Here is a 22,530-nt window from a genome sequence, read left to right on the forward strand (position 1 = left end):
CGTTTACTCGTTGCTGGTAGCTTCCCGCGCCATGTTCACCAGTTCGATGAGGGAGGTGGCGTGCATTTTATCCATCATGTGGCTGCGGTGAAACTCGACGGTTTTGATGCTAACGCCGAGTTTGCTGGCAATTTCCTTGTTGGAATGGTTGTCGATCACCAGTTCCATCACTTCGCGTTCGCGTTCGGTCAGATTGGCAATACGCGCCTGAATCATGGTCAGGCGGATGCGGGATTGCTGGTTGTCATTGTCCAGTGCCAAGGCTTCATGCACGTAGTCGAGCAGCACCTGGTCTTCAAAAGGCTTTTCCAGAAAATACATTGCACCCGCCTGCATTGCCCGCACGGCCATGGGAATGTCGCCGTGCCCGGTGATGAAAATAATCGGTAGCGAGTATTTTTGCTTGGTGAGGAACTGCTGTAATTGCAAGCCGCTCATACCCGGCATCCGCACGTCCAGAATCAGGCAGCCCACCATGTGCATGGTGTAAAACTTCAGGAAATCCTCGGCAGAGCCAAAAGTGGCGACCCTCAAACGCATCGACTCCAATAACCAGCGCAATGAATCGCGCACAGCAGGGTCGTCATCAACAATGAAAACGGTTGGTTGATAATTCATGAACGGTTGTTTCCTTTGATTGGCAACGTGAAGCTGAACGTTGCACCTTTGGTATTGTTATTACTGGCCTCAAGTTTACCACCGTGTGCTTCGATAATGGAACTGCTGATCGGCAACCCCATGCCCATGCCATTCTTTTTACTGGTGTAAAATGGACGGAAGATTTTGCTGGCAAAATCATTGGGCAAACCCGTGCCCTCGTCAATGACTGATACGCGCACCTCTTGATTGCCAAGCGGTTCACTGCGGATATACAGGGAGTCGATAGTGTTTATTGACGTTTCAGCCATTGCATCCAGCGCATTGAGTATCATGTTAACCAATACTTGCTCAATCTGTATTTTATTGACGTTTACCAAACCCAGATGCGGGGATAGTGCTGTGTTCAGTTTGACCTGTTTGAATTGTTCTGTGGTATCCAACAGGTGTAGTGTTTCTTTAATGATGCTGTTGATGTCATGTTCACGCCATTCCACATCCTGATCTTTGCGGGTGAAGTCTTTAGCGTAACGCAGGATTTCGCCTGCCCGTCGCACTTGGGTACTCACTAATTTCATGACATCCGCAATGTCTTCCATGCTGCATTCTTTGCTGTTCATGCGTAATTCACAGCCACGAATATAATTGCCAATGGCTGATAGCGGCTGATTCAGTTCGTGGGCAATACCGGATGCCATTTCTCCCAGCGTATTGAGGCGCATAATGTGTGCAAGTTCCTGTTGGCGTTCAGCCAGCAGGTTTTGGGCAATCATGCGCTCGGTATGGTCGACAATAATCGACATAATACGCAGTTCGTCATTATCGAGATGGATGAGCACGGGGCGAATTTCCAGCCAACGTACATTGCCCTTGAAGGTTTTGACTTTCACTTCACGGGCATGAAACTCCCCTGTTTTGGCAATCTGGTTGATACATGTATCAACCTCGTGCTGGTATTCGGGGAACATGAAGTCTTTGAGTGAGTGTCCGATCAATTGCCCCGGATGTTTGGCTTCCATAATGATGGAGCCTGCCGGGTTGACCTCCTCAATCATGCCATCAAGCGTGCAAATATTAATCCAGTTGGGTTGGCTCTGGAAAATGGTGTCGAGTTTGGCGCGTTCGATTTCCAGACGTGCTTCTGCCCATTTGCGTTCCTCAATTTCGTGGAGCAACTGGTCATTGCTGGCTTTGAGTTGCAGGTTGGCAGCTTCCAGCTCGCTACTTTTGACGCTGACTTCCTGATTGACGGTGCGTAATTCTTCGTTGGTGGATTGCAATTCCTCGTTGGAGGTCTGCAACTCTTCGCTTGAGGTGTAGAGTTCCTCATTGGTGGACTGCGCTTCTTCGTAGGTGGATTGCAGTTCCTCGTTGGAGGTTTCCAGCTCTTCAATGGTGGTTTGCAGGCTTTCGCGAACTTCGCGCAATTCTTCTTCGAGTTCCTTGAGGCGCAAGGTATCGCTGACATGCAGGGCATCCTGCTCGGCACTGTTGGGGTAGTCGCTGGGCGGCAGTACCTCAAAGATGACAATGCTGACTTCGCTTTCTGTCAATTTTCCGGCGGGGAAATGGCGGGTACGCATGACGATGCGCACGGCTTCACCCCCCAGTTTGAAATTGATGCGGCGGCTGCTGATGGTTTCATCGGTACGCCGGGCTTTGTATATCAGCCCGCGCAAGTCCTGACGCAATTCGGGGCGAATCAGGTCAAGCACGCTTAATGCCGCCCGCCCTTCAGCAAACCCCAGAAAAGGGTCAACTTGACCACGTACATAGACAATTTCCTGGCGGTCATCCAGCATGATGCAGGCAGGCTGATAAATATTGACCAGCAATTTGTCGATGGAGTCCTGTAGCTTGGCTCGCGGCTTATCACGCGCATTGCCGTTATATGGCTGGTTACGTTGTTCCCGTAAGGAACGGCTTTGTAACAAGTAGGGCAGGTGACCTTTGACATCACTGCGCCGCCGGTAAATGCGTGCTTTGCGGTCAACGGTAATAAACAAGCGATCACTACCACCGATGGTTTCGGACTTGCCAAGAAACATAATGCCATCCGGTTCCAGCCCGTAGTGAAAGGATTCCAGCACATTGCGCTGCAAGGTTTGGTTGAAGTAAATCAGTACATTACGGCATGTTACTAAATTAAGGTGTGAGAACGGTGGGTCACGCACCAGATCGTGGCGGGCAAACAGCACCATGTTGCGGATGGTTTGGGTAAGCTGGTATTCACCGTCTTTCTGGATGAAGTATTTGTCGAGGATTCGCTGTTCAATACCGGCAACCGAGGCTTTGGAGTAACGCGCCTGACGCGCAATGGTCAGCACGCCGTCATACAGGTCGGTACCAAAAATTTGCACCTTGTAACGGGCGATGCGGTTGCCAAGGTATTCCGACAACATAATGGCGATGGAATAGGCTTCTTCGCCAGTCGCACACCCGGCAACCCAGACGCGGATTTCATGGCCACCTTGTGGCACGATATCTTCCAGCACCCGGCGTAGTGCCTGATACGCATCGGTATCGCGAAAAAAGCTGGTGACCGAAATCAGGATGTCGTTATGCAGCTCATAGAGTTCTTCAGGTTTTTGCTTCAGGAAAGCAGCGTATTCACTCAGTTGTTTGCATTTGTGGACGGTCATGCGCCGTTCGATGCGGCGCAACAGCGTATTACGTTTGTAATCGCGAAAATCCGTGCCGGTCTGGTCAAGCAGCATCCGCAGGATTTCCTGAATCTCGTCTTCGCTGGGTTCGGGCTTGCTAGCAAACAGAAAGGAAATATCAGGTTGTGCCAGCATATCGTGGATTTGCTGGGCAATATCTTCGGGGGGAAGTGCGAGATCGACATGCCCCGTGCCAATAGCAGAATGCGGCATACTGTCGAAACGGGCGGTGGATTCCAGTTGCGCAAGGGTAATGCCACCTTCGGCCTTGATGGCGCGGATGCCGTGCGTGCCGTCAGTACCCGTACCGGAGAGGATGATGCCCACTGTATGCCTGCCGTGGTTTTCGGCGAGTGAGGCAAACAGGCGGTCAACCGAGGGTTTGGGGCCAATGCCAGTGGCTTTTTCCAAGTGAAAATGCCCGTTGGCGTAGAAAGCGTCCATTGCTGGCGGGATAATATAAAACGTACCCGCGTTCAGCGCTTGCTTGTCTTGTAATTCGGCAATGGGAAGCTGGGTTTCACGTGCTAGGATCGGCACCATCATGCTGCTGTGTTTGGGGTCAAGGTGCTGGGCAAGGATGTAAACGACCCGTTCATCAATCGGCAGGTTGGGAACCAGTGCGCGGAGTGCTTCCAGTCCACCCGCCGATGCACCAATCCCTACGATAATCATGCGGTTATCGTCGATCTTTTGCTCGGTTTGCTCTGATTCTCTATCAGTCGTCATGGCTTCTTCCCTGTTTATGCAAGAGGATAATAGCAGATGTGGATGCACCAAAAAATCCAAAAAAAGTGGGGAGCCAGATTACTCTGGCTCCCCACTAAAGATTGTTATGATTTAGCTTCTGTTGTAGGCACTTGCTTTCTCTCCTAGCTTCGCTTTCAGCGCTGTCATTTGTGCAAGTGCGGAAAAGAGTGTAATTAGTATTTGCTAATAAACCAATGTGAATTTGCTTGGGAATATTATAGGATGACCAAGGGTCTTTACTAGGTCTTGGCGCTATCCCTTGATATAGGTCAACAAGTTAATTCGTTGCTGGAAGCATGGAGGACGCGGAAGTTGTTCCACTACCAGAGGTGATGGTGCCGCTGTCTTTACCTTTTTGTGTGCTAGTAGCGCTGCGCTCCACGGTTTTGCCTTCTTCGGTCGAATGGCGTGCATCGTTGGCTTTTTCCGTTTGGCTAGTCGGTGTGCCGTCTTTACTGCTGAACATTTCCGGTTTGCACATACTATCAATATTATTCTGCATTTCCTTCATCTTACTGATTTTTTCTTCAGCCGTCAGGAAGCGTTCACCCTCGCTATCCTTCCATTTGATCAGGGCATTGGCGGTCATTTGTTTTAAGGCGGCTTCTTGTTGGGCACAGAAATCCCGGTGTTTCTTGTCACTCTTCTCGCCAGCTTGGCGGGCTTGCTCCATATCGTCTTTGCCGGTGGCTTTACTGGCTTGTTCCGGGAGGATATTACCCAATTTGCCAGTGGAAAGGCGGATATCGTCCTCAATATCCTTGCCCTTGGCATCGGGTGGGGGAGGTGTTTGGGTATAGTGGGTTTCGCCACGTTTATCCGTCCATTTATACATTTCAGCAGAAACACTGGGAGCATTAAGTGTCATTGCCAGCAATACTGCTGGCATTAAAATAGCCTTGTTCATGGATCACCTTGTTTTGTTATCATTTAACCACATATTAGTGTTTTCTAATATTCTCTGCTAGGATACATCAACGTTTATTTTTATTTAGGGTAAGTATGCCATGAAAATGTTACCAAAGTGGGTACTGATCGTCGGATTGTCGGCCTTGTCTGCTTGCGGAAAAGCAGAGCAGCAACCGGCTGCCGCAACGGATGCCTCAGTGAAGTCGACCTTGCAAACCGTTAAGGTGGATGCAATTGGTACACCTGAATTACATTATCTGGATGGTCATGTAGAAGCCGTGAATGAAAGCACCTTATCTGCCCAGACCAGTGGGGTGATTGAAAAATTATTTTACGATGTGGATGATTATGTCGAGCCGGGCAAGGTAATTGCTCGTATTAAGTCAAAAAATCAACAAGCCGGTGTGGCACAGGCGCAAGCCTCCTTGGATGAGGCACAAGCCCGTTTCACCGAAGCGCAAACCGACTTCAAACGCATTAGTGATATTTACGCCAAACGTTTGGTTCCCAAAGCCGATTATGATACGTCTCAGGCCAGCTTGCGGGCTGCGGAAGCGCGTTTGGCTGCGGCAAAAGCGCAAATGACCCAGGCCGGTGAAGAGCTGGGCTATACCAGTCTGATCGCACCTTTTGGCGGCATTGTGACCAAGCGCCACGTGCAACTCGGCGAAGCCGTTAACCCCGGTACGCCCATTATGACAGGTATTTCACTCGACCAGATGCGGGTTGTGGTGGAAGTGCCACAGCGTTTGATTGGCAAGGTGCGTCAGGAAAAGAAAGCCTTCGTGTTTCAGGATGGTTCCAACAAATCACTGGTGGTCAAGTCATTAACCTTTTTCCCGTATGCTGACCCTAAAACCAATGCATTCAAGGTACGGATTGATCTAGCGGAAGGCGCGAAAGACTTGTTCCCCGGTATGTTCGTGAAAGTGGCCTTTGTGCTGGGTCAACAGCAAGGTGTGGTCAGCGTGCCGGAAAGTGCCGTGGTAACACGTAGCGAGGTCATTGGTGTGTATGTAATCAATGCGCAAGGTCGACCTGCTTTACGTCAAATTCGTCTGGGCAAAAAGCTGGATGAAAATACCATTAGCGTATTGGCGGGCGTAGACGCAGGGGAAACCATTGCGCTTGACCCGGTACAGGCTGCTATTTTCCTCAAGCAACAAGAGGGAGCAAAACGCGATGAATGAGCCAAAGTTGGGCATTTCTGGCGGGATTGCGAAAAAATTCCTGACCACGGAAATCACGCCGCTGTTGGCATTGGTCGGTTTACTGCTGGGTTTATTTGCCGTTATGGTGACACCCCGTGAGGAAGACCCGCAGATCAATGTGACCTTCGCTAATGTATTTATCCCGTTTCCGGGGGCGAGTGCTGAACAGGTGGAAAGTTTGGTGAGCACGCCTGCCGAACAGGTGCTTTCGGAAATCGAGGGGCTGGAGCATATCTATTCCACCTCCATGCCAGGTATGTCGGTTGTCACCGTGCAGTATAAGGTGGGTGAAGACAATACCGCTGCACTGGTGCGTTTGTACAATAAGGTCGCTTCCAATCAGGACTGGTTGCCGCAAAAGCTCGGGGTCGGTACGCCGCTGATCAAACCCAAGGGCATTGATGATGTGCCGATTGTGGCGCTGACCTTGTGGACAGAGGATGACAAGCGCGGCGCGTATGAGTTGAATCAGGTTGCCCATGCGATTGAATCGGAACTCAAACGCGTGCCCGGTTCGCGTGACATTTACACTATCGGTGGACCACAACAGGTGGTACATGTCTTGCTGGACGCCGAAAAACTTGCCGGGCATGGCATTTCTTTAGCGGACTTGCGCAATGCGTTACAGGCAAGCAATTCAGCACGTGACGCGGTGTCGCTGGTGAATAATAACGAGGAAATTCAGGTACAAGCCGGTACTTTCCTGATGGATGCCTCAGAAGTCGGCGAATTAATGGTCGGGGTCTTCGATGGCAAGCCGGTATTCCTCAGCGACGTGGCGGATGTGAAACGTACCTCTGATTCGCCGGAAGCCTACGTCAGTTTTGGCACGGGTGCAGCGGCAGAGCATAAAGGTTTGCCAACGGGTATTCATACCCCAGCAGTGACCATTGCGGTTGCTAAACAGCCGGGAACCAATGCGGTGGATATTGCTAATAATGTCATCGACCGCTTTGAGAAATTACGTGGAACGTTTGTGCCGGAAGGGGTGAATGTCACCGTGACCCGCAATTATGGCGAAACCGCACAGGCCAAGTCCGAAAAGCTGATCCACAAACTGATTATTGAAACCATCGCGGTCGCTATCCTGATCTGGTTGGCGCTGGGGTGGCGTGAAGCTTTGATTGTTGGTGCAGCCGTGGTGATTACGCTGGCAGTGACCTTGTTTGCTTCGTGGGCGTATGGTTTTACCCTGAACCGGGTATCGTTGTTTGCGCTGATTTTCTCCATCGGGATATTGGTGGATGATGCGATTGTGGTAGTGGAAAATATTCACCGCCACATGCAGCAAGGTGGGAAGAAACTGTTAGAGGTCATTCCGTTGGCGGTGGATGAAGTCGGTGGCCCGACGATTCTCGCGACGTTTACTGTTATCGCGGCTTTGTTGCCGATGGCGTTTGTTTCCGGGTTAATGGGACCATATATGTCACCTATCCCGATCAATGCCAGTTTGGGGATGTTGATTTCATTGGCAGTGGCTTATGTGGTCACGCCGTGGATGACAGGCAAGATGCTTGGCAATGTCGATTTCAGCCATCACAAAGAAGACAACAGCAAGCTGTTTGGCTTTTTCAGCGGCATCATGTCGCCGTTTCTGGACGATAAAAAGGGCGGTAAACGTCGCATGGGTTTGTTTGCGGTCATCACTTTGTTGATAGTGTTGTCGGCATCCTTGGCGATGTTCAAGCTGGTAGTGCTGAAGATGCTGCCATTCGACAATAAGTCAGAGTTTCAGGTGATTCTGGATATGCCGGAAGGCACCTCGCTGGAACAAACTTCGCGGGTTCTCAATGAGATGGCGGATTATCTGGGCAAGGTTGATGAAGTGACCGATTACCAGATCTACGCGGGAACCGCAGCACCGATCAACTTCAATGGCTTGGTGCGCCAGTACTATCTGCGGGAAGGTGCTAACGTCGGCGATATTCAGGTTAACCTGACCGATGCGCATGGGCGTGAACGGCAAAGCCATGAGATTTCGCTGGCTGTGCGCCCGCCGTTGCAGGACATTGCCAAGAAGTACAACGCCAATGTGAAAGTGGTGGAAGTGCCCCCCGGCCCGCCCGTGATGTCGCCGATTGTGGCGGAGGTGTATGGGCTGGATTATGCTGGACAGATTGGTGTTGCCAAGCAAATCCGGGGTGTTTTCGAGCAAACGCCTGACATTGTGGACATCGACGACAGCGTGGAAGCGCCGCAGAAGCGTTTGGTGGTGCAGGTTGATCGCAGCAAAGCGGCGTTGTTAGGCGTGTCGCAGGATGCGATTGCTTCCAGCATTGATACGGTGTTGCGTGGTGAAGATGTGGTGTTCTTGCACGGCAAGGGGATCAAGTACGCCGTACCTATCCGTGTGGAGTTCCCCGTTGCCCTCAAAGATAAGATGGATTCCGTCTTAGCTTTACGGGTACGCAGTAACGCCGGTGAACTGGTGCCGATGTCAGAACTGGTCAGCGTGGAAGAGACTACCCGCGAACATTCTATCTATCACAAGGACTTGCTGCCGGTGGTTTATGTCACGGGTGATATGGCTGGGGTAACGGATAGCCCGTTGTATGGCATGTTTGATATTTACTCTGGCATCAAGGACTTGTCGGTATACGATAATCCGATTAACCAGTTCTTCGTTGCCCAGCCTGATGACCCGTATCTGTACGGCATGAAGTGGGATGGCGAATGGCAGGTCACTTACGAAACCTTCCGCGACATGGGGATTGCCTATGGGGTGGGGATGATTCTGATCTTCCTGCTAATCGTGGCACAGTTCAGGTCATATATGGTTCCTCTGGTTATTATGTCGCCAATTCCACTGACCATTATCGGTGTAATGCCGGGTCATGCTTTGCTGGGGATGCCGTTTACCGCGACCTCGATGATCGGGATGATTGCACTGGCGGGGATTATCGTGCGTAACTCGATCTTGCTGGTGGACTTCATCAATGAGCAAATACGCAGTGGTATGGCGCTGAAACAGGCGGTGATCAATTCCAGTGCGGTGCGTGCTAAGCCCATTGCTTTGACAGCGTTGGCGGCAATGGTGGGTGCATTCTTTATCATTGATGACCCCATCTTTGGCGGATTGGCGGTATCACTGATCTTCGGGATTATGGTCTCGACAGTGTTGACGCTGGTGCTGATTCCGTTGATGTACTACCTGTATGCGCGGACTCGCCTTGCGACTATTGTCGCTTAAAAGCACTTTGTCTAAACGTGTTCAATCTGGCGTAATCCCCGGCATCGTATCAAACGGTACGGGGACTTACGTTCAGGCTTCTGTTGTTCGGCTCAAATACAAGGTCAGGCCGAGATGATTCTTGGCTGCATGGTGCATGAAATGTTGCATCGCCTTAAAGCGATTCAGGCAAGCATCCAGTGCCAGTGTGCCGTCATTGCCATCCCAGATTTGCGGATAAATATCCTCATCAAGCATTTGATTGGCATCAAAGTTCCTCACCAGCTCTGCCGCTGTTTTGTTAACTACCGTTTGGGTAATGTGTTTGACTTCACAGGACTCAAACACTCGCGCAGGCCCATAACCCACATCCACATCCCCCACATAACTGCCGCCATCAATCAGGAAAGCATCCGGGAAATGCCCGCTCCAGACTTGCCCGCACATTAGATAATGGATGCCATGCCAATATTCACCCAAGGTTTCCCGCAATTGCACTGGTTCAGGCTCCAAGGCATAACGAGGCGGTGGGAAATGAGGATTGGTACGCATAGCGTTGAATTGGTCGGCAAACACCAATGTCCAAATCAGCTTTGGATTTTCCATTAAACGACTGATATTTAAATCAGATGTTGCCGCAAGATGCAAATGTACACCCATGATAGTAGACCCTTTTTGAAAACTGGCAAAGCCAAAATATTTGTTTAGTTAGTTTGATCACTTAATGAGCGAATTATCCCCATGCAGTCAGATTTTTACTGTGATAGTCATCACCAATGCCATGAAATTCGCTTTGTTTTGAGGCTAACCCCGACTTTGTTATGATGTGCGCCATCGATCACAACAATGAGTTTTGTATGCAAAGTATTCTTTCACGCATTGCCACCGAATTGGCGGTTCAAGAACAGCAAGTGGCTACTGCTGTTGCCTTGCTGGACGAGGGTTCCACGGTTCCTTTCATCGCTCGTTACCGTAAGGAAAAAACGGGCGGTCTGGACGATACCCAACTGCGTTACCTCGAAACCCGCTTGGGTAGCTTGCGTGAACTGGAAAAGCGGCGTGAGACGGTGCTCCATTCTATTCGTGAACAAGGCAAGCTCACCGCAGATCTTGAACAGCAGGTGTTGCAGGCACAAACTCGCACCGAGCTGGAAGATATTTACCTGCCTTACAAGCCCAAGCGCCGTACCAAAGCGATGATTGCCCGCGAGGCTGGCATCCAGCCCTTGGCAGACGCTTTGCTGGCGAATCCGCAGCTTGACCCTGAAACTGAAGCCGCCAAGTACCTGAATCCGGCGCTGGAGTTTGCCGATACCAAAACGGTATTGGATGGTGCTCGCCAAATCCTCATGGAAGATTTCGCCGAGAACCCCGAGCTTAGCGGCAGTTTGCGCGAATACCTGTGGGAGCAGGGCGGGATGGAATCCAGCGTGGTGGAGGGCAAGGAAACAGAAGGTCAGAAGTTCGCCGATTACTTTGCTTACAACGAAGCCCTGAGCAAAATACCTTCTCACCGTGCTTTGGCGCTATTCCGTGGACGCAATGAAGGCATTCTTGACCTGAAACTGGATGTCACCGTGGCAGAAGGTGCGACGCACCCTTGTGAAGAAAAAATTGCTAAAGCTTTCAATATTTACGATCAGGGTAGGGCAGCCGACCGTTGGTTGCTGGATACGGTGCGCTGGACATGGAAAGTTAAACTGCACAGCCGTCTCAGTACTGACCTCAACCTGCGTCTGCGCGAACAGGCTGAAGCCGAAGCTATTCGTGTCTTCGCCGCCAACCTCAAAGATTTACTGCTGGCAGCACCGGCGGGCGCACGCGCAACGATGGGGCTTGACCCTGGCTTGCGTACTGGCGTGAAAGTCGCGGTGGTCGATGCGACGGGTAAGTTGCTGGATTTTGCGACCATTTATCCGCATGTGCCCAAAAAGCAGTGGGATCAGTCGATTGCCACGCTGGCCGACATCTGCGCCAAATACCACGTTGACCTGATCAGCATCGGCAATGGCACGGCTTCCCGCGAAACCGACCAACTGGCGGGGGATCTGATCAGCCGTCATCCTGAACTGAACTTGTCGAAAGTGGTGGTTTCTGAGGCCGGTGCATCGGTGTATTCCGCTTCTGAACTGGCGGCGAAAGAGTTTCCGTTGCTGGATGTATCCATTCGGGGTGCGGTATCGATTGCCCGTCGTCTGCAAGACCCCTTGGCAGAATTGGTGAAAATAGACCCGAAATCCATTGGTGTAGGCCAATATCAGCATGACCTGAATCAGCCGGAACTGGCACGCTCACTGGATGCGGTGGTGGAAGACTGCGTAAACGCGGTAGGCGTGGATGTGAACATGGCATCCGCTGCGCTGCTGGCACGGGTGTCAGGTTTAAACAGCGGTATTGCCGAAAATATCGTGGAATACCGCAACGACAACGGCGCTTTCCGCAACCGTAATCAGTTGAAAAAAGTGTCGCGCTTGGGGGCGAAAACCTTTGAACAGGCTGCTGGTTTCTTACGTATCCGTGACGGTGAATACCCGCTGGATGCTTCAGCAGTCCACCCAGAAGCCTACACACTGGTTGAGCAAATTGCTGCTGTAAACCGCCATCCCTTACAAGAATTGGTCGGTAATAGCGAGCTGGTGAGCAGCCTCAAACCGACGGATTACGTGACCGAGCAGTTTGGTTTGCCAACCATCCGCGACATTCTGACGGAACTTGAAAAGCCTGGTCGTGACCCGCGTCCTGAATTCGTGACGGCTACCTTCCGTGATGGCGTCAATGAACTCATAGACTTGGAAGCAGGCATGATCCTCGAAGGTGTGGTCACTAACGTGGCGAATTTTGGGGCTTTCGTTGATATTGGCGTGCATCAGGATGGTTTGGTGCATATTTCGCAATTGACCAATAAATTCATCAAAGACCCGCGAGAAGTCGTGCGCACCGGTGATGTGGTCAAAGTGCGTGTGGAAGAGGTTGATGTGCAACGCAAGCGTATTGCCCTGACCATGCGTTTGGAACCAGCCGAGCAAAAGCCAAACCAACATGCAGAGTCTTCGGAGCCAAGCGCGGTGCAAAAACACGCACAGAAATTTGGCAATCGTGAGGAACGTCGCCCGCAGCCGCATTCCGCCAAACCAGCCGCTGACCGCAGAGTGGATAACCGCAAGCCTATGCCTAAAAAATCCGGGAAAGATGCAGCATCTGCTACAAACTCGGCCATGGGCGATGCTTTAGCGGCAGCGATGGCAAAAATGCGTAAGTAATTATAATCCGCTATAATCTCGCGTTTACCCGTTAAGCCACTGGTAATATGCCAGTAGGCTTTGTATGCTTCGCTCCTTCGATAACCAGTGAAATGAATGCCTTAGCTATGAGTAATATGCAGGAACAATACCAACATAAGTCTCTGGAACCGGAAGTCCAGCAATTCTGGGAACAGCACCACACGTTTGAAGTGACGGAAGACCCTGACAAGGAAAAGTATTACTGCCTCTCCATGTTCCCATACCCTAGCGGCGTGCTACACATGGGGCATGTACGTAATTACACCATCGGTGACGTGATTGCACGTTTTCAGCGGATGCAGGGTAAAAATGTTTTGCAACCGATGGGCTGGGATGCGTTTGGTTTGCCTGCCGAAAATGCAGCCATCAAAAACAATACTGCGCCAGCAGCGTGGACATATAAAAACATCGACTACATGCGGACGCAGCTCAAGTCGATGGGGCTGGGCATTGATTGGTCACGTGAAATCGCCACCTGTACCCCTGAGTATTACCGCTGGGAACAATGGTTTTTCACCCAGTTATACGAAAAAGGCTTGGTTTATCGCAAGAAATCCACGGTGAACTGGGATCCAGTTGATCAGACTGTATTGGCGAATGAGCAAGTGATCGATGGGCGCGGCTGGCGTTCCGGTGCCTTGATTGAACAACGTGAAATTGATCAGTGGTTTTTGAAAATCACCGCCTATGCGGATGAATTGCTGGAAGAAATCGGCAAGATGCCCGGTTGGCCGCAGCAAGTGTGCACCATGCAGGAAAACTGGATCGGGCGCTCTGAAGGTATCGAACTGGAATTCGGTCTGGTCGGTAGTGACAACAAGCTCAGTGTATTCACCACGCGCCCGGATACCTTGATGGGCGTGACCTATGTGGCTGTTGCTGCACAACATCCCTTGGCTTTAAAAGCTGCTGCTACCAAGCCTGAACTCGCGGCATTCATTGAAGAATGTAAGCTGGTTAAGGTTGCCGAAGCGGACATGGCGACCATGGAAAAGAAAGGCATGGCAACCGGCGTCATGACGCAGCACCCGATAACGGGCGCTAGTGTGCCGGTGATGGTTGCCAACTTCGTGCTGATGTCTTATGGCTCTGGTGCAGTAATGGCGGTTCCGGCGCACGATCAGCGTGATTGGGAATTTGCCCACGTTTACGGTTTGCCCATCAAGCAAGTGATTGCCCCGGCTGATGGTGCTGAGGTTGACCTGAACGTGGCTGCCTTCACTGACAAAGGTGTGCTGGTTGATTCGGGTGATTTCACGGGTCTCAATTCAGGTGATGCTTTTAATGCCATCGCTGACTACTTGTCTGAAAAGGGTAAAGGTCGTCGGCGTGTGAATTTCCGTTTGCGTGACTGGGGTGTTTCCCGTCAGCGTTACTGGGGTTGTCCGATTCCGATCATTTATTGCGATGATTGCGGGGCTGTGCCCGTTCCTGAGAAAGATTTACCCGTCGTTTTGCCAGAAGACGTGACATTTGATGAAACGGGCGGTTCGCCGATTAAGCGAATGCCAGAATTCTACGAAACGACTTGTCCGACATGCGGTAAACCAGCGACGCGTGAAACCGATACGTTTGATACATTCTTTGAGTCTTCTTGGTATTACGCGCGTTACACCTGCCCGGATAGCAATGAGGCAATGCTGGATTCACGCGCCAATTATTGGCTGCCGGTGGATCAGTATATTGGTGGGATCGAACACGCCATTTTGCACTTGTTGTATTCGCGCTTCTTCCACAAATTGATGCGTGACAACGGTTTGGTGGATTCTGATGAACCATTCACTCAATTGCTGACGCAGGGCATGGTGCTAGCGGATACCTTCTATCGCGAGAAAGATACCGGTGGGCAGGACTGGTTCCAGCCGACTGCTGTCAATGTGATGCGTGATGAGAAAGGTCGCTTACTGAGTGCTACCTTGATGGCTGATGGCCTACCGGTACAATCGGGTGGCATTACCAAAATGTCCAAGTCCAAGAATAATGGCGTTGACCCGCAGGAAATGATCGAGAAATACGGCGCGGATACCTTACGCTTATTCTCAATGTTTGCCGCACCACCAGATCAGAGCATGGAATGGTCGGATTCCGGGGTGGAAGGGGCACAACGTTTCTTGCGTCGCTTGTGGAAACAGGTATTTGAGCACGTTTCTTCAGGTGTGGCTGCACCACTGGATACCACTACGCTGGACGATACCCAACAAGCCTTGCGCCGCAAAGTCTACCAAAGTGTACAAAAAGTTGGGGATGATATGGCACGTCGTCATACCTTCAACACAGCGGTGGCGGCCAATATGGAGTTGTTGAACGACATTGCTCGCTTTGCCGATGAGAGTGCTACGGGGCGTGCAGTACGCCAAGAAGCACTGGAAAAGGTCGTGCTAATGTTGGCACCGATTACCCCGCATATATCCCATGTATTGTGGCAAGCCTTGGGGCATGATGAAGCCGTCATTGATACCCGCTGGCCAGCTATCGACGAAAGTGCTTTGGTGCAAAACACGCTGGAACTCATCGTGCAGGTCAATGGTAAAGTGCGTGGCAAAGTGCAAATTAACGCTAGCACTGGCGATGAGGAAATTAAGGCAACTGCATTGGCAAATGAAAACGTACAGAAATTTCTGGATGGCTTGACAGTGCAGAAAGTCATTGTCGTCAAGGGACGTCTGGTTAACATCGTGGCAAACTGATGAAAATACCGCTGTTTTTCCTGAGTCTGGTTATCTTGCTCGCCGGGTGTGGGGGAGAACTCTTCCACCTGAGGAACAGCAAACCGCTTAACGATTTGATGCGTCAGGGCATTTACCTGCACGGCGTTGACCCGCGCAGTGATTTTGCCATCGCCTTACGTGAAGGGCTGGAAGATGCCGGGGTTAGCATCAAACAGGATGAAAAAGCGGCGGCAACGACTTTGAGTATCATCAGTTTTAAGGAAAACCGCTCAGTTTCCGGTTATTCCTCGACCCGGCAGGTGCGCGAATTCAGCCATTCGGTCAGCGTTAATTTTCGGGTAAAAACCCCTGCTACGCCGGAAGGCGTGGAACGTTCTGTCAATGCAGAACGTTCCCAGGTTTATGATGGTCAATATGTGCTTGGTACAGCAGAGGAAGAAAACGTCATCAAGGAAGAGCTGCGTCGGGAAGCGGTACGGCTGATGCTGTTACGTTTGCAAGCTATCAAATAGCTTTGGCATTTTGCTGCACGACTTTCGCAATGGCGGACGAATCAAGTTCGCCATTACCTGCATCTACCAAAATTTGCATGTAATCGGCGGCACGTTGTGTTCCCGGCAGATTCAGGCCAAACGCGGCGATGGTATCCGTTACGATATGCATATCCTTATTATGTAAATGCGCCTTAAAACCGGGCTGGAAATTCTCATCCAGAATCCGCTGTCCGTGTAATTCCAGCACTTTGGAATAGGCGAACCCACCCAGTAATGCTGCGCGGACTTTTGCAGGGTCAACCCCGGCAGCTTTTGCCATCTCGAAAGCTTCCGTTACCGCAATCACGGTTTGAGCGGCAATCAGTTGGTTGCAGGCTTTAGCCAGTTGCCCCGCGCCGTGATCGCCAATATGGGTAATGGTTTTACCCATCGTTTCCAGGGCAGGGCGGACGTAGGTCAAATCATCGGCACTACCACCCACCATGATGGTAAGCGTGGCGGCAATTGCGCCAACATCACCGCCTGAAACCGGCGCATCCAACATTCGGATACCTTTTTTTGCCAGCTTTGTGGCGATTTCGCGGGTGGCGACGGGTGAAATGGTGCTCATGTCGACGACCAACAAACCCGGCTTGCCGCCTTCAATAACCCCATTTTCACCCAGTAAAACCGCTTCCACGTCAGGCGTATCCGAGACCATCGAGATCACAATGTCGACATTGGCAGCAAGTGCCGCCGGGGTTGCATGGAATTCAGCGCCTAATGCGGTCAGTTCTTGCGCCGTTTCAGGGCGGCGGGCGTAAACCGCCAAAGGGAAGCCAGCCTTCATCAGGTGTTTGCACATGGGGCGTCCCATAATGCCGGGGCCGATCCAGCCGATTTTGGGTTGGGTAGTCATGGACACGGTGTATATCCTGTAGGTGGTTAAAGGTTTGGAAGATGTTAGCACAAGCGTGAAAGGTGGTAGAATCTCGCTTTGCTTCGCAACCCCGGTTTATTAAACATGCAGTCAGACAATGTAACCTCCTTGCAGTGGTTTTTCGCTTGCCCACAATTTATCGAGCCGTTACTGGCGGATGAGCTAACCCATTGTGGTGCTGAATCCGTCAAAATCGGTCATGCCGGGGTGCAAGCACTGGGGGATTTACGCTTTGGCTATCGTGCAATGCTGTGGAGTCGTTTGGCTTCCCGCGCTACCTTGCAACTGGCGCAAGGCTTCGGCAAAGATCAGGCCGAATTGCAGGCACTGATTGATTCCATCGACTGGCAACAGCATTTGCGCCCGGAGGGTACGCTGAAGGTGCGTTTCTTTGGGCTGAATGACGATATTCGCAATACTCAGTTTGGGGCGCAGTGGGTCAAAGACCAGATCGGCGACCAATTCCGCAGCCAGCATGGGGTGCGTCCCAGTGTCAGCAATACGCCGGATTTGGTGGTTGTGGTTAACCTGCACAAAGGCAATGCCAGCATTGGTATCGAGCTTAATCAGCACAGTTTGCACCAGCGTGGCTACCGTGATTTGGGTACTCATGCGCCGATCCGTGAAAATTTGGCGGCTGCGGTGCTGGTACGTGCCGGGTGGCCTGAATTAATTGCCAGCGATGCAGAAACGGTGGCGTTGATTGACCCCCAATGTGCGGCTGCGACTTTTCTGATCGAAGGCGCGTTGATGGCCTTCGATATTGCCCCCGGCTTATTGCGCGAACACACGGTGGCGGAACGTTGGCTGGGTCATGATGTCGATTTGTGGCAAGAGCTATTGGAAGAAGCGCAGCAACGCCGTACTAGCGGGCTTGCGCACACCGAACGCTTCGAGTTTTGGGGTAATGACAGCCATACAGCAGCAGTGATGGCCGCGCGTGCGGATTGGCGTTCTACCGATTTACCCGCCGCCCGCTGGACGCAATGTGATCTCAATGCAATGCCTGCGCCAACGTTGGCTGCGGTGGGGTTGGTCATCAACAGTCCAACGATTGAAGCCAGTGCCAATGTGGTGACCTTGCGCCCACTGTTTGATGCATTGGGGACGTGGATGGCAAGCCTGCCCTCAACATACCGGGGTGCACTGTTTGCTGAAGCAGATGTGCCGATTGCCTTGACCAATTTGTTCTACAGTAAGGAATACCGTTTCCTCAACAGCGAAACCGAGTGCAAACTTTATACCTTCGATAAGCTGGCGCAAAAAGAACGCCCAACTGAGTGGATTTCAGACGATCTTGCTAACCGCATTACCAAAAACCTGCGCAAGCTGAAAAACTTTATTAAGCAAGGGCATACCGATGCATACCGTGTTTATGACATGGATATTCCCGAATATGCGATTGCCGTCGACCGTTATGCTGACTGGTTGCATGTGCAGGAGTACGCGCCACCGAAGAGTATTGATGAAAAAGCAGCGGAACAACGTTTGCAGCAAGCCTTGTTGACGCTTCCAGCGGCTCTTGGTGTTGATCCGAAAAAAGTCGTTTTAAAACAACGTCGTCAGCAAAAAGGCAAGAATCAGTATGAGAAACAGGGGCGGGCAGAACAAGCCTTGATCGTCAGCGAGCATGGGGTGCGTTTCAAGATTAACTTGAGCGATTATCTGGATACTGGCCTGTTTCTTGATCATCGCCCGATACGTTACTGGTTGCAGCAACACGCGAAGGGTCAGAAAGTGTTGAACCTGTTTTGCTATACCGGTACTGCTAGCGTCCATGCGGCGGTGGGGGGAGCTAATCGGGTCGATAGTGTCGATATGTCCGCCACTTATCTGGAATGGGCAAAGGAGAATTTCAGCTTAAATGATTTGCAACATGACCCTTACCGGCGTTACCGCTTTATTCAGGCTAACGTGTTGGAGTGGTTGTATGACTGCGATGAATATTACGACCTGATTTTTCTTGATCCGCCAACCTTCAGCAATTCCAAGCGAATGCAGGATACCTTTGATGTACAACGTGACCATTTGGCCTTGATTGATGATGCCATGCGGGTATTGTCGGCGGATGGCACGCTGATTTTTTCCAACAATTTCCGCAAGTTCAAGCTGGATGCTGAAGTTGAGGAAAGGTATATAGTGCAAGATTATCGCAAGCAGTCATTGCCGTTAGATTTTGAACGTGACCCTAAAATACATGGCTGCTGGCTAATCCGTAAAAAGTGATGACATCCGATAAATTGTCGTTGGTCGGATAAATTTTACCCTTATTCTGATAAAAGTGAGACAGAATCAGAATCACACTTATAATAGTGCATTGTGAATCTTCTCAAATAAATCAATGGATTAAGTTTATTTATGGATATAAGGGATAGCCATCCGGCGATACTAATAACGACCGGACTTGTATTTTCTTCTTTGCTGGTAGCATGTGGAGGAGGTAACTCTGGAACAGCATCCACGACCGATACAGGAAATACCAGTAACACAGCGATTACGACACCTACCACAAGCAGTAGTACTGGTGCTAGTACTACTGCCTCTATACCTACCGTCGTTACGCCAGATCCTGAACCCGTTGTTGTTACAACTCCGCCTCCTGAATCACGCTACCTCAAGCTGGATATGGGAGGGAATCCATTACCTACGGATGCCCAAAGCTGGAGCTGTGTAAAAGACAAAGAAACCGGGCTGGTCTGGGAAACCAAGACGGATGATGGCGGCTTGCAGGATAGGGATTGGCGTTATCGTCACTTTCATAACTTCAGCGGTTATGCTTCCTCAGTTGACTACAATGGTCAGGTATTGTGCCAAAACCTTGGCTCAGCTTCATGCGATGCTTATAGCTACGTTAACGCGCTTAAAGGTTCCGGGGTTTGTGGCAGAAACGACTGGCGCTTGCCAACAATGGCCGAATTGTTGAGTTTGATCGAGTACCATGCTGATGGTCAACCACTGAATATTGACCGTACTTATTTCGCTGATACCAACGGAAAAGGCCCGTATTGTTCTGAAAATACGATTAGAAACCCGGATGACTGTGGCTACGCTCCCGGTAGCAACGTAACTTACAATGCCGATGGTCGCATAGAATGCAATTACCAAGGTGTTGATTACGGTGTGAAGGTACGTGCTGATAATCCACGCGGCGATAGCATGATAGCCCTGAGATTTTCGGGTGAAGTGCAGGATGGCAAGACCGTTTACCCTAATGCCAACTGGATTTGTTATACACGTTTGGTCGGTGGAAGTTAATAACTAAAACCTCTAAAAAGAGGCACTTGAAAGGTATTTTTCAATGTCTCTTTGACTGTATAAGAGTTAAATTTTTAAACGTACTTACGTAAAAATAATTAATTTCATTAAAATTAGTAAGTTATGTTGTTTTAATTCTGGATAATTACTGTATAATTAAACGTACTTAGTTACCGAGGGATAACACCATGAGCAACGTCGTCAAGCTGCCTGATACGGGTTCATACAATACGATTGAGATCGAAGAAGCGCCGTCAGAATTTCCGATACCACACGAAGGTTGTTACTACGGCATTGCCGGACGTTTTGCCTTTGAAGCTTGCCAACAATCTGAGGCTGACCCGATTGGGGTGCTGATCCATTTATTGACGTGGGCAGGGGCTTATTTTGGTAACAAGGCTGTGCTGCGTCTGGGGGATGTTGAAGCACCACCACGGCTGTTTAGTGTCACGGCGAGTTCTGCTGGTGGGGGGAAGGGCACTGCCGCAGCCCCCGTTAGGAAGCTCATGCTGGATTACGTGGGCGTGCAACTTCGTAAAATGGGCTTGCCTTTGGCACTTTACCGCGATGGCCCGATGTCGAGCGGGGAGGGGTTGGCTTGGGCGGTACGTGACCCTGCGGATACTGACGATGAGGATGGTAATCCTACTGATAAGGGCGTTACCGACAAACGCTTGATGATCCTTGAAGAAGAATTTGCGGCTGTGTTACAGGCTGCCCGCCGCGAAGGTAATACCGTTTCAGCCGCGATCCGCCGCTTTTGGGATACCGGTAACTTTTCACCGTTAACCAAAAATAACCGCGTGACGGTTACTGATGCGCATGTGTGTTTCGTCGGTCACATTACCTATGAAGAATTGGTGAAGCGCTTAGAACAAAGTGAATATGCTACGGCACTCGCCAGTCGTATTCTGTGGATCTGTGTGCGTCGTCCGAAAATTGTTGCTATCCCAGAAAGCATCCCAGTCGTCAAAATGCTGCATTACGCGGATGCCGTCGCTAAAGCGGTTCAGTTTTCCAGTGATGTTAACGAATTGTCGCTGTCACCCGAATCCCTGGAATTGTGGAGCACCTTGGCGTTGTCGCTGGCGAAAGTGAATTCTCCGATGTCAGAGCGTTCACGTGTCCAAGTATTACGGCTTGCCTGTATTTTTGCCTTGCTGGATTGTGAAGAGCAGGTTGCGCCGCAACATTTACAGGCGGCCACTCATATCTGGGATTATTGCCTCGGCAGCGTCGCCTACATCTTTGAAGGGGAGCAGAACGAGGACGAAGGCAAGATCATGGCAGCATTGCGTAAACACGGTAAGTTGACCACCACCCAAATTAGGGTCAACGTTTTTCAACAGAATATCAAATCTGCTGCGATGAATACTTTGCTGAAGTCACTAGAAACACAAGGCAGAGTCAAGCGAACGGTAAAACAACGTTCTGACGGGCGTAGTGGCAAACCAGCTACCTTCTTTGAGCTAGTAAAAAACTAAATACGTAAAATACTTAATAAGTATTCAATATTAAATCTCACTAAGTAATTACTATGAAAGAGTATTTTTTCTAAATATGTTTTTACGTAGTAAGTTTTATTATCAATAGTAATAACTTCCGATAAGTGTTATTCTCGGAAGTTGTCTTGATAAGGGGAAATTGATGGATATTTCGTCGATAGAACAAAAGATACCCTGTGTTAGTGAACAAGCTCATCACTTTGTTGTAGAAGCAACGAGTACAGCTACACGCAAGGCTTACCGTACTGATATAAAAATTTTTGCTGAATGGTGCGAGGCAAGAAGCCTTTCTATCATTCCTGCTAACGCAGTGACGGTTGCTGACTTTCTTGCTAGCCAAGCGAATGAAGGGGTTTCTCCTTCAACCCTGAATCGACGGGTTGCTGCTATTCGTTATGCTCATGAAGCGGCAGGATACTCAACACCGACATCTGATAAATTGGTCAGTGTTACTTTAAAGGGTATCCGTAGAAGTAGCGGGGTACGTGCTACCAAAAAATCAGCGGCAACTATAGATAAAATCTACCAAATGATCGCGCAATGTAATATTAAAACCTTGCAAGGCAAACGTGACAAAGCGGTTTTGTTGTTAGGGTTTGCAGGAGCGTTTCGTCGCTCTGAATTAGTTGGCTTAACAGTGGCAGATTTAGAAGAAGTTTCTGATGGACTAAAAGTCTTAATAAGGAAATCTAAAACTGACCAAGAGAGAGAAGGCCATACGATTGCTATCTTGAATGGACGTTTAAATGTTGTAGGTGTACTACAAGACTACTTAACATCTGCTGGAATTAAGGAAGGCGCAATTTTTAGACCTATTACAAAAAACGGAAAAATTCGCAAACAAACTTTAAGTGATCGTTCGGTTGCTGAGATTGTTAAGCGATATGCAATGGCAGCAGGTTTGAATCCTAATGAATTTAGTGGACATAGTTTACGTTCAGGATTCATTACTTCAGCGGCTGAGGCTGGCGCTAACCTATTCAAAATAATGGATATTTCTAGACATAAATCGGTACAAACGGTAAAAAGTTATGTACGTAATGCTGAATTATTTAAAAATCACGCAGGGAATAGTTTTCTGTAATAAAATCATCCTACTGATTCAGCA

14 protein-coding genes are annotated in these 22,530 nt (G+C 50.0%); 9 read left to right on the forward strand and 5 right to left on the reverse strand.

Going from position 1 to position 22,530, the window contains the following annotated elements:
- Positions 1-3 precede the first annotated feature (3 nt).
- The 3 genes from J9253_RS05255 to J9253_RS05265 form a co-directional block, all read right to left on the reverse strand.
- Positions 4-618 carry a response regulator transcription factor gene (locus J9253_RS05255; protein WP_210223616.1) on the reverse strand — a complete coding sequence of 205 codons (615 nt, stop codon included), beginning with the start codon at positions 616-618 and terminating at the stop codon, positions 4-6.
- Positions 615-3,989 (reverse strand): chemotaxis protein CheB, encoded by a 3,375-nt coding sequence (locus J9253_RS05260; RefSeq protein WP_210223617.1) that lies wholly within the window; start codon positions 3,987-3,989, stop codon positions 615-617. The genes J9253_RS05255 and J9253_RS05260 overlap by 4 nt, the downstream gene beginning before the upstream one ends.
- Before the next feature lie 298 nt (positions 3,990-4,287).
- The gene (locus J9253_RS05265; RefSeq protein ID WP_210223618.1) at positions 4,288-4,917 is read right to left on the reverse strand and encodes a DUF4124 domain-containing protein; all 630 of its coding nucleotides are present in this window, start codon (positions 4,915-4,917) and stop codon (positions 4,288-4,290) included.
- A 100-nt stretch (positions 4,918-5,017) separates the two neighbouring features.
- On the opposite strand from J9253_RS05265, the gene J9253_RS05270 reads away from it, so the two are divergent.
- Both J9253_RS05270 and J9253_RS05275 read left to right on the forward strand, forming a co-directional pair.
- Positions 5,018-6,109 carry an efflux RND transporter periplasmic adaptor subunit gene (locus J9253_RS05270; protein ID WP_210223619.1) on the forward strand — a complete coding sequence of 364 codons (1,092 nt, stop codon included), beginning with the start codon at positions 5,018-5,020 and terminating at the stop codon, positions 6,107-6,109.
- Positions 6,102-9,320 (forward strand): efflux RND transporter permease subunit, encoded by a 3,219-nt coding sequence (locus J9253_RS05275; RefSeq protein ID WP_210223620.1) that lies wholly within the window; start codon positions 6,102-6,104, stop codon positions 9,318-9,320. Before J9253_RS05270 ends, J9253_RS05275 begins: the two co-directional genes overlap by 8 nt.
- A 72-nt stretch (positions 9,321-9,392) precedes the next feature.
- Here the strand turns inward: J9253_RS05275 and J9253_RS05280 are convergent, their stop codons facing one another.
- Positions 9,393-9,959 carry a DUF1877 family protein gene (locus J9253_RS05280; protein WP_210223621.1) on the reverse strand — a complete coding sequence of 189 codons (567 nt, stop codon included), beginning with the start codon at positions 9,957-9,959 and terminating at the stop codon, positions 9,393-9,395.
- A 197-nt stretch (positions 9,960-10,156) separates the two neighbouring features.
- Between J9253_RS05280 and J9253_RS05285 the strand changes: the two genes are divergently transcribed.
- The 3 genes from J9253_RS05285 (at position 10,157) to J9253_RS05295 (ending at position 15,761) form a co-directional block, all read left to right on the forward strand.
- Positions 10,157-12,559, forward strand: coding sequence for a Tex family protein (locus tag J9253_RS05285; protein WP_210223622.1), 2,403 nt, complete (start codon positions 10,157-10,159; stop codon positions 12,557-12,559).
- A 116-nt stretch (positions 12,560-12,675) separates the two neighbouring features.
- Positions 12,676-15,267 (forward strand): leucine--tRNA ligase, encoded by a 2,592-nt coding sequence (gene leuS, locus J9253_RS05290; protein WP_210224541.1) that lies wholly within the window; start codon positions 12,676-12,678, stop codon positions 15,265-15,267.
- The gene (locus J9253_RS05295; RefSeq protein WP_210223623.1) at positions 15,267-15,761 is read left to right on the forward strand and encodes an LPS-assembly lipoprotein LptE; all 495 of its coding nucleotides are present in this window, start codon (positions 15,267-15,269) and stop codon (positions 15,759-15,761) included. The genes leuS and J9253_RS05295 overlap by 1 nt, the downstream gene beginning before the upstream one ends.
- On the opposite strand, the gene J9253_RS05300 is transcribed toward J9253_RS05295, so the two are convergent.
- Positions 15,754-16,641, reverse strand: coding sequence for an NAD(P)-dependent oxidoreductase (locus J9253_RS05300; protein WP_210223624.1), 888 nt, complete (start codon positions 16,639-16,641; stop codon positions 15,754-15,756). The two genes, J9253_RS05295 and J9253_RS05300, sit on opposite strands and share 8 nt — an antisense overlap.
- Positions 16,642-16,746: 105 nt before the next feature.
- Here J9253_RS05300 and rlmKL point away from each other — a divergent pair, with 105 nt between their 5' ends.
- The 4 genes from rlmKL (at position 16,747) to J9253_RS05320 (ending at position 22,506) form a co-directional block, all read left to right on the forward strand.
- Positions 16,747-18,888, forward strand: coding sequence for a bifunctional 23S rRNA (guanine(2069)-N(7))-methyltransferase RlmK/23S rRNA (guanine(2445)-N(2))-methyltransferase RlmL (gene rlmKL, locus J9253_RS05305; protein WP_210223625.1), 2,142 nt, complete (start codon positions 16,747-16,749; stop codon positions 18,886-18,888).
- A 399-nt stretch (positions 18,889-19,287) separates the two neighbouring features.
- Positions 19,288-19,917: an Lcl C-terminal domain-containing protein gene (locus J9253_RS05310; RefSeq protein WP_210223626.1), complete on the forward strand. Its 630-nt coding sequence runs from the start codon at positions 19,288-19,290 to the stop codon at positions 19,915-19,917.
- A 188-nt stretch (positions 19,918-20,105) separates the two neighbouring features.
- A complete protein-coding gene (locus J9253_RS05315; RefSeq protein ID WP_210223627.1) occupies positions 20,106-21,401 on the forward strand; it encodes a hypothetical protein in 1,296 nt (431 codons plus the stop codon).
- A gap of 163 nt (positions 21,402-21,564) precedes the next feature.
- Positions 21,565-22,506: a site-specific integrase gene (locus J9253_RS05320; RefSeq protein ID WP_210223628.1), complete on the forward strand. Its 942-nt coding sequence runs from the start codon at positions 21,565-21,567 to the stop codon at positions 22,504-22,506.
- Positions 22,507-22,530 lie beyond the last annotated feature (24 nt).

Origin of the sequence: Thiothrix litoralis, from assembly GCF_017901135.1 — a bacterium.
GTDB lineage: Bacteria > Pseudomonadota > Gammaproteobacteria > Thiotrichales > Thiotrichaceae > Thiothrix > Thiothrix litoralis.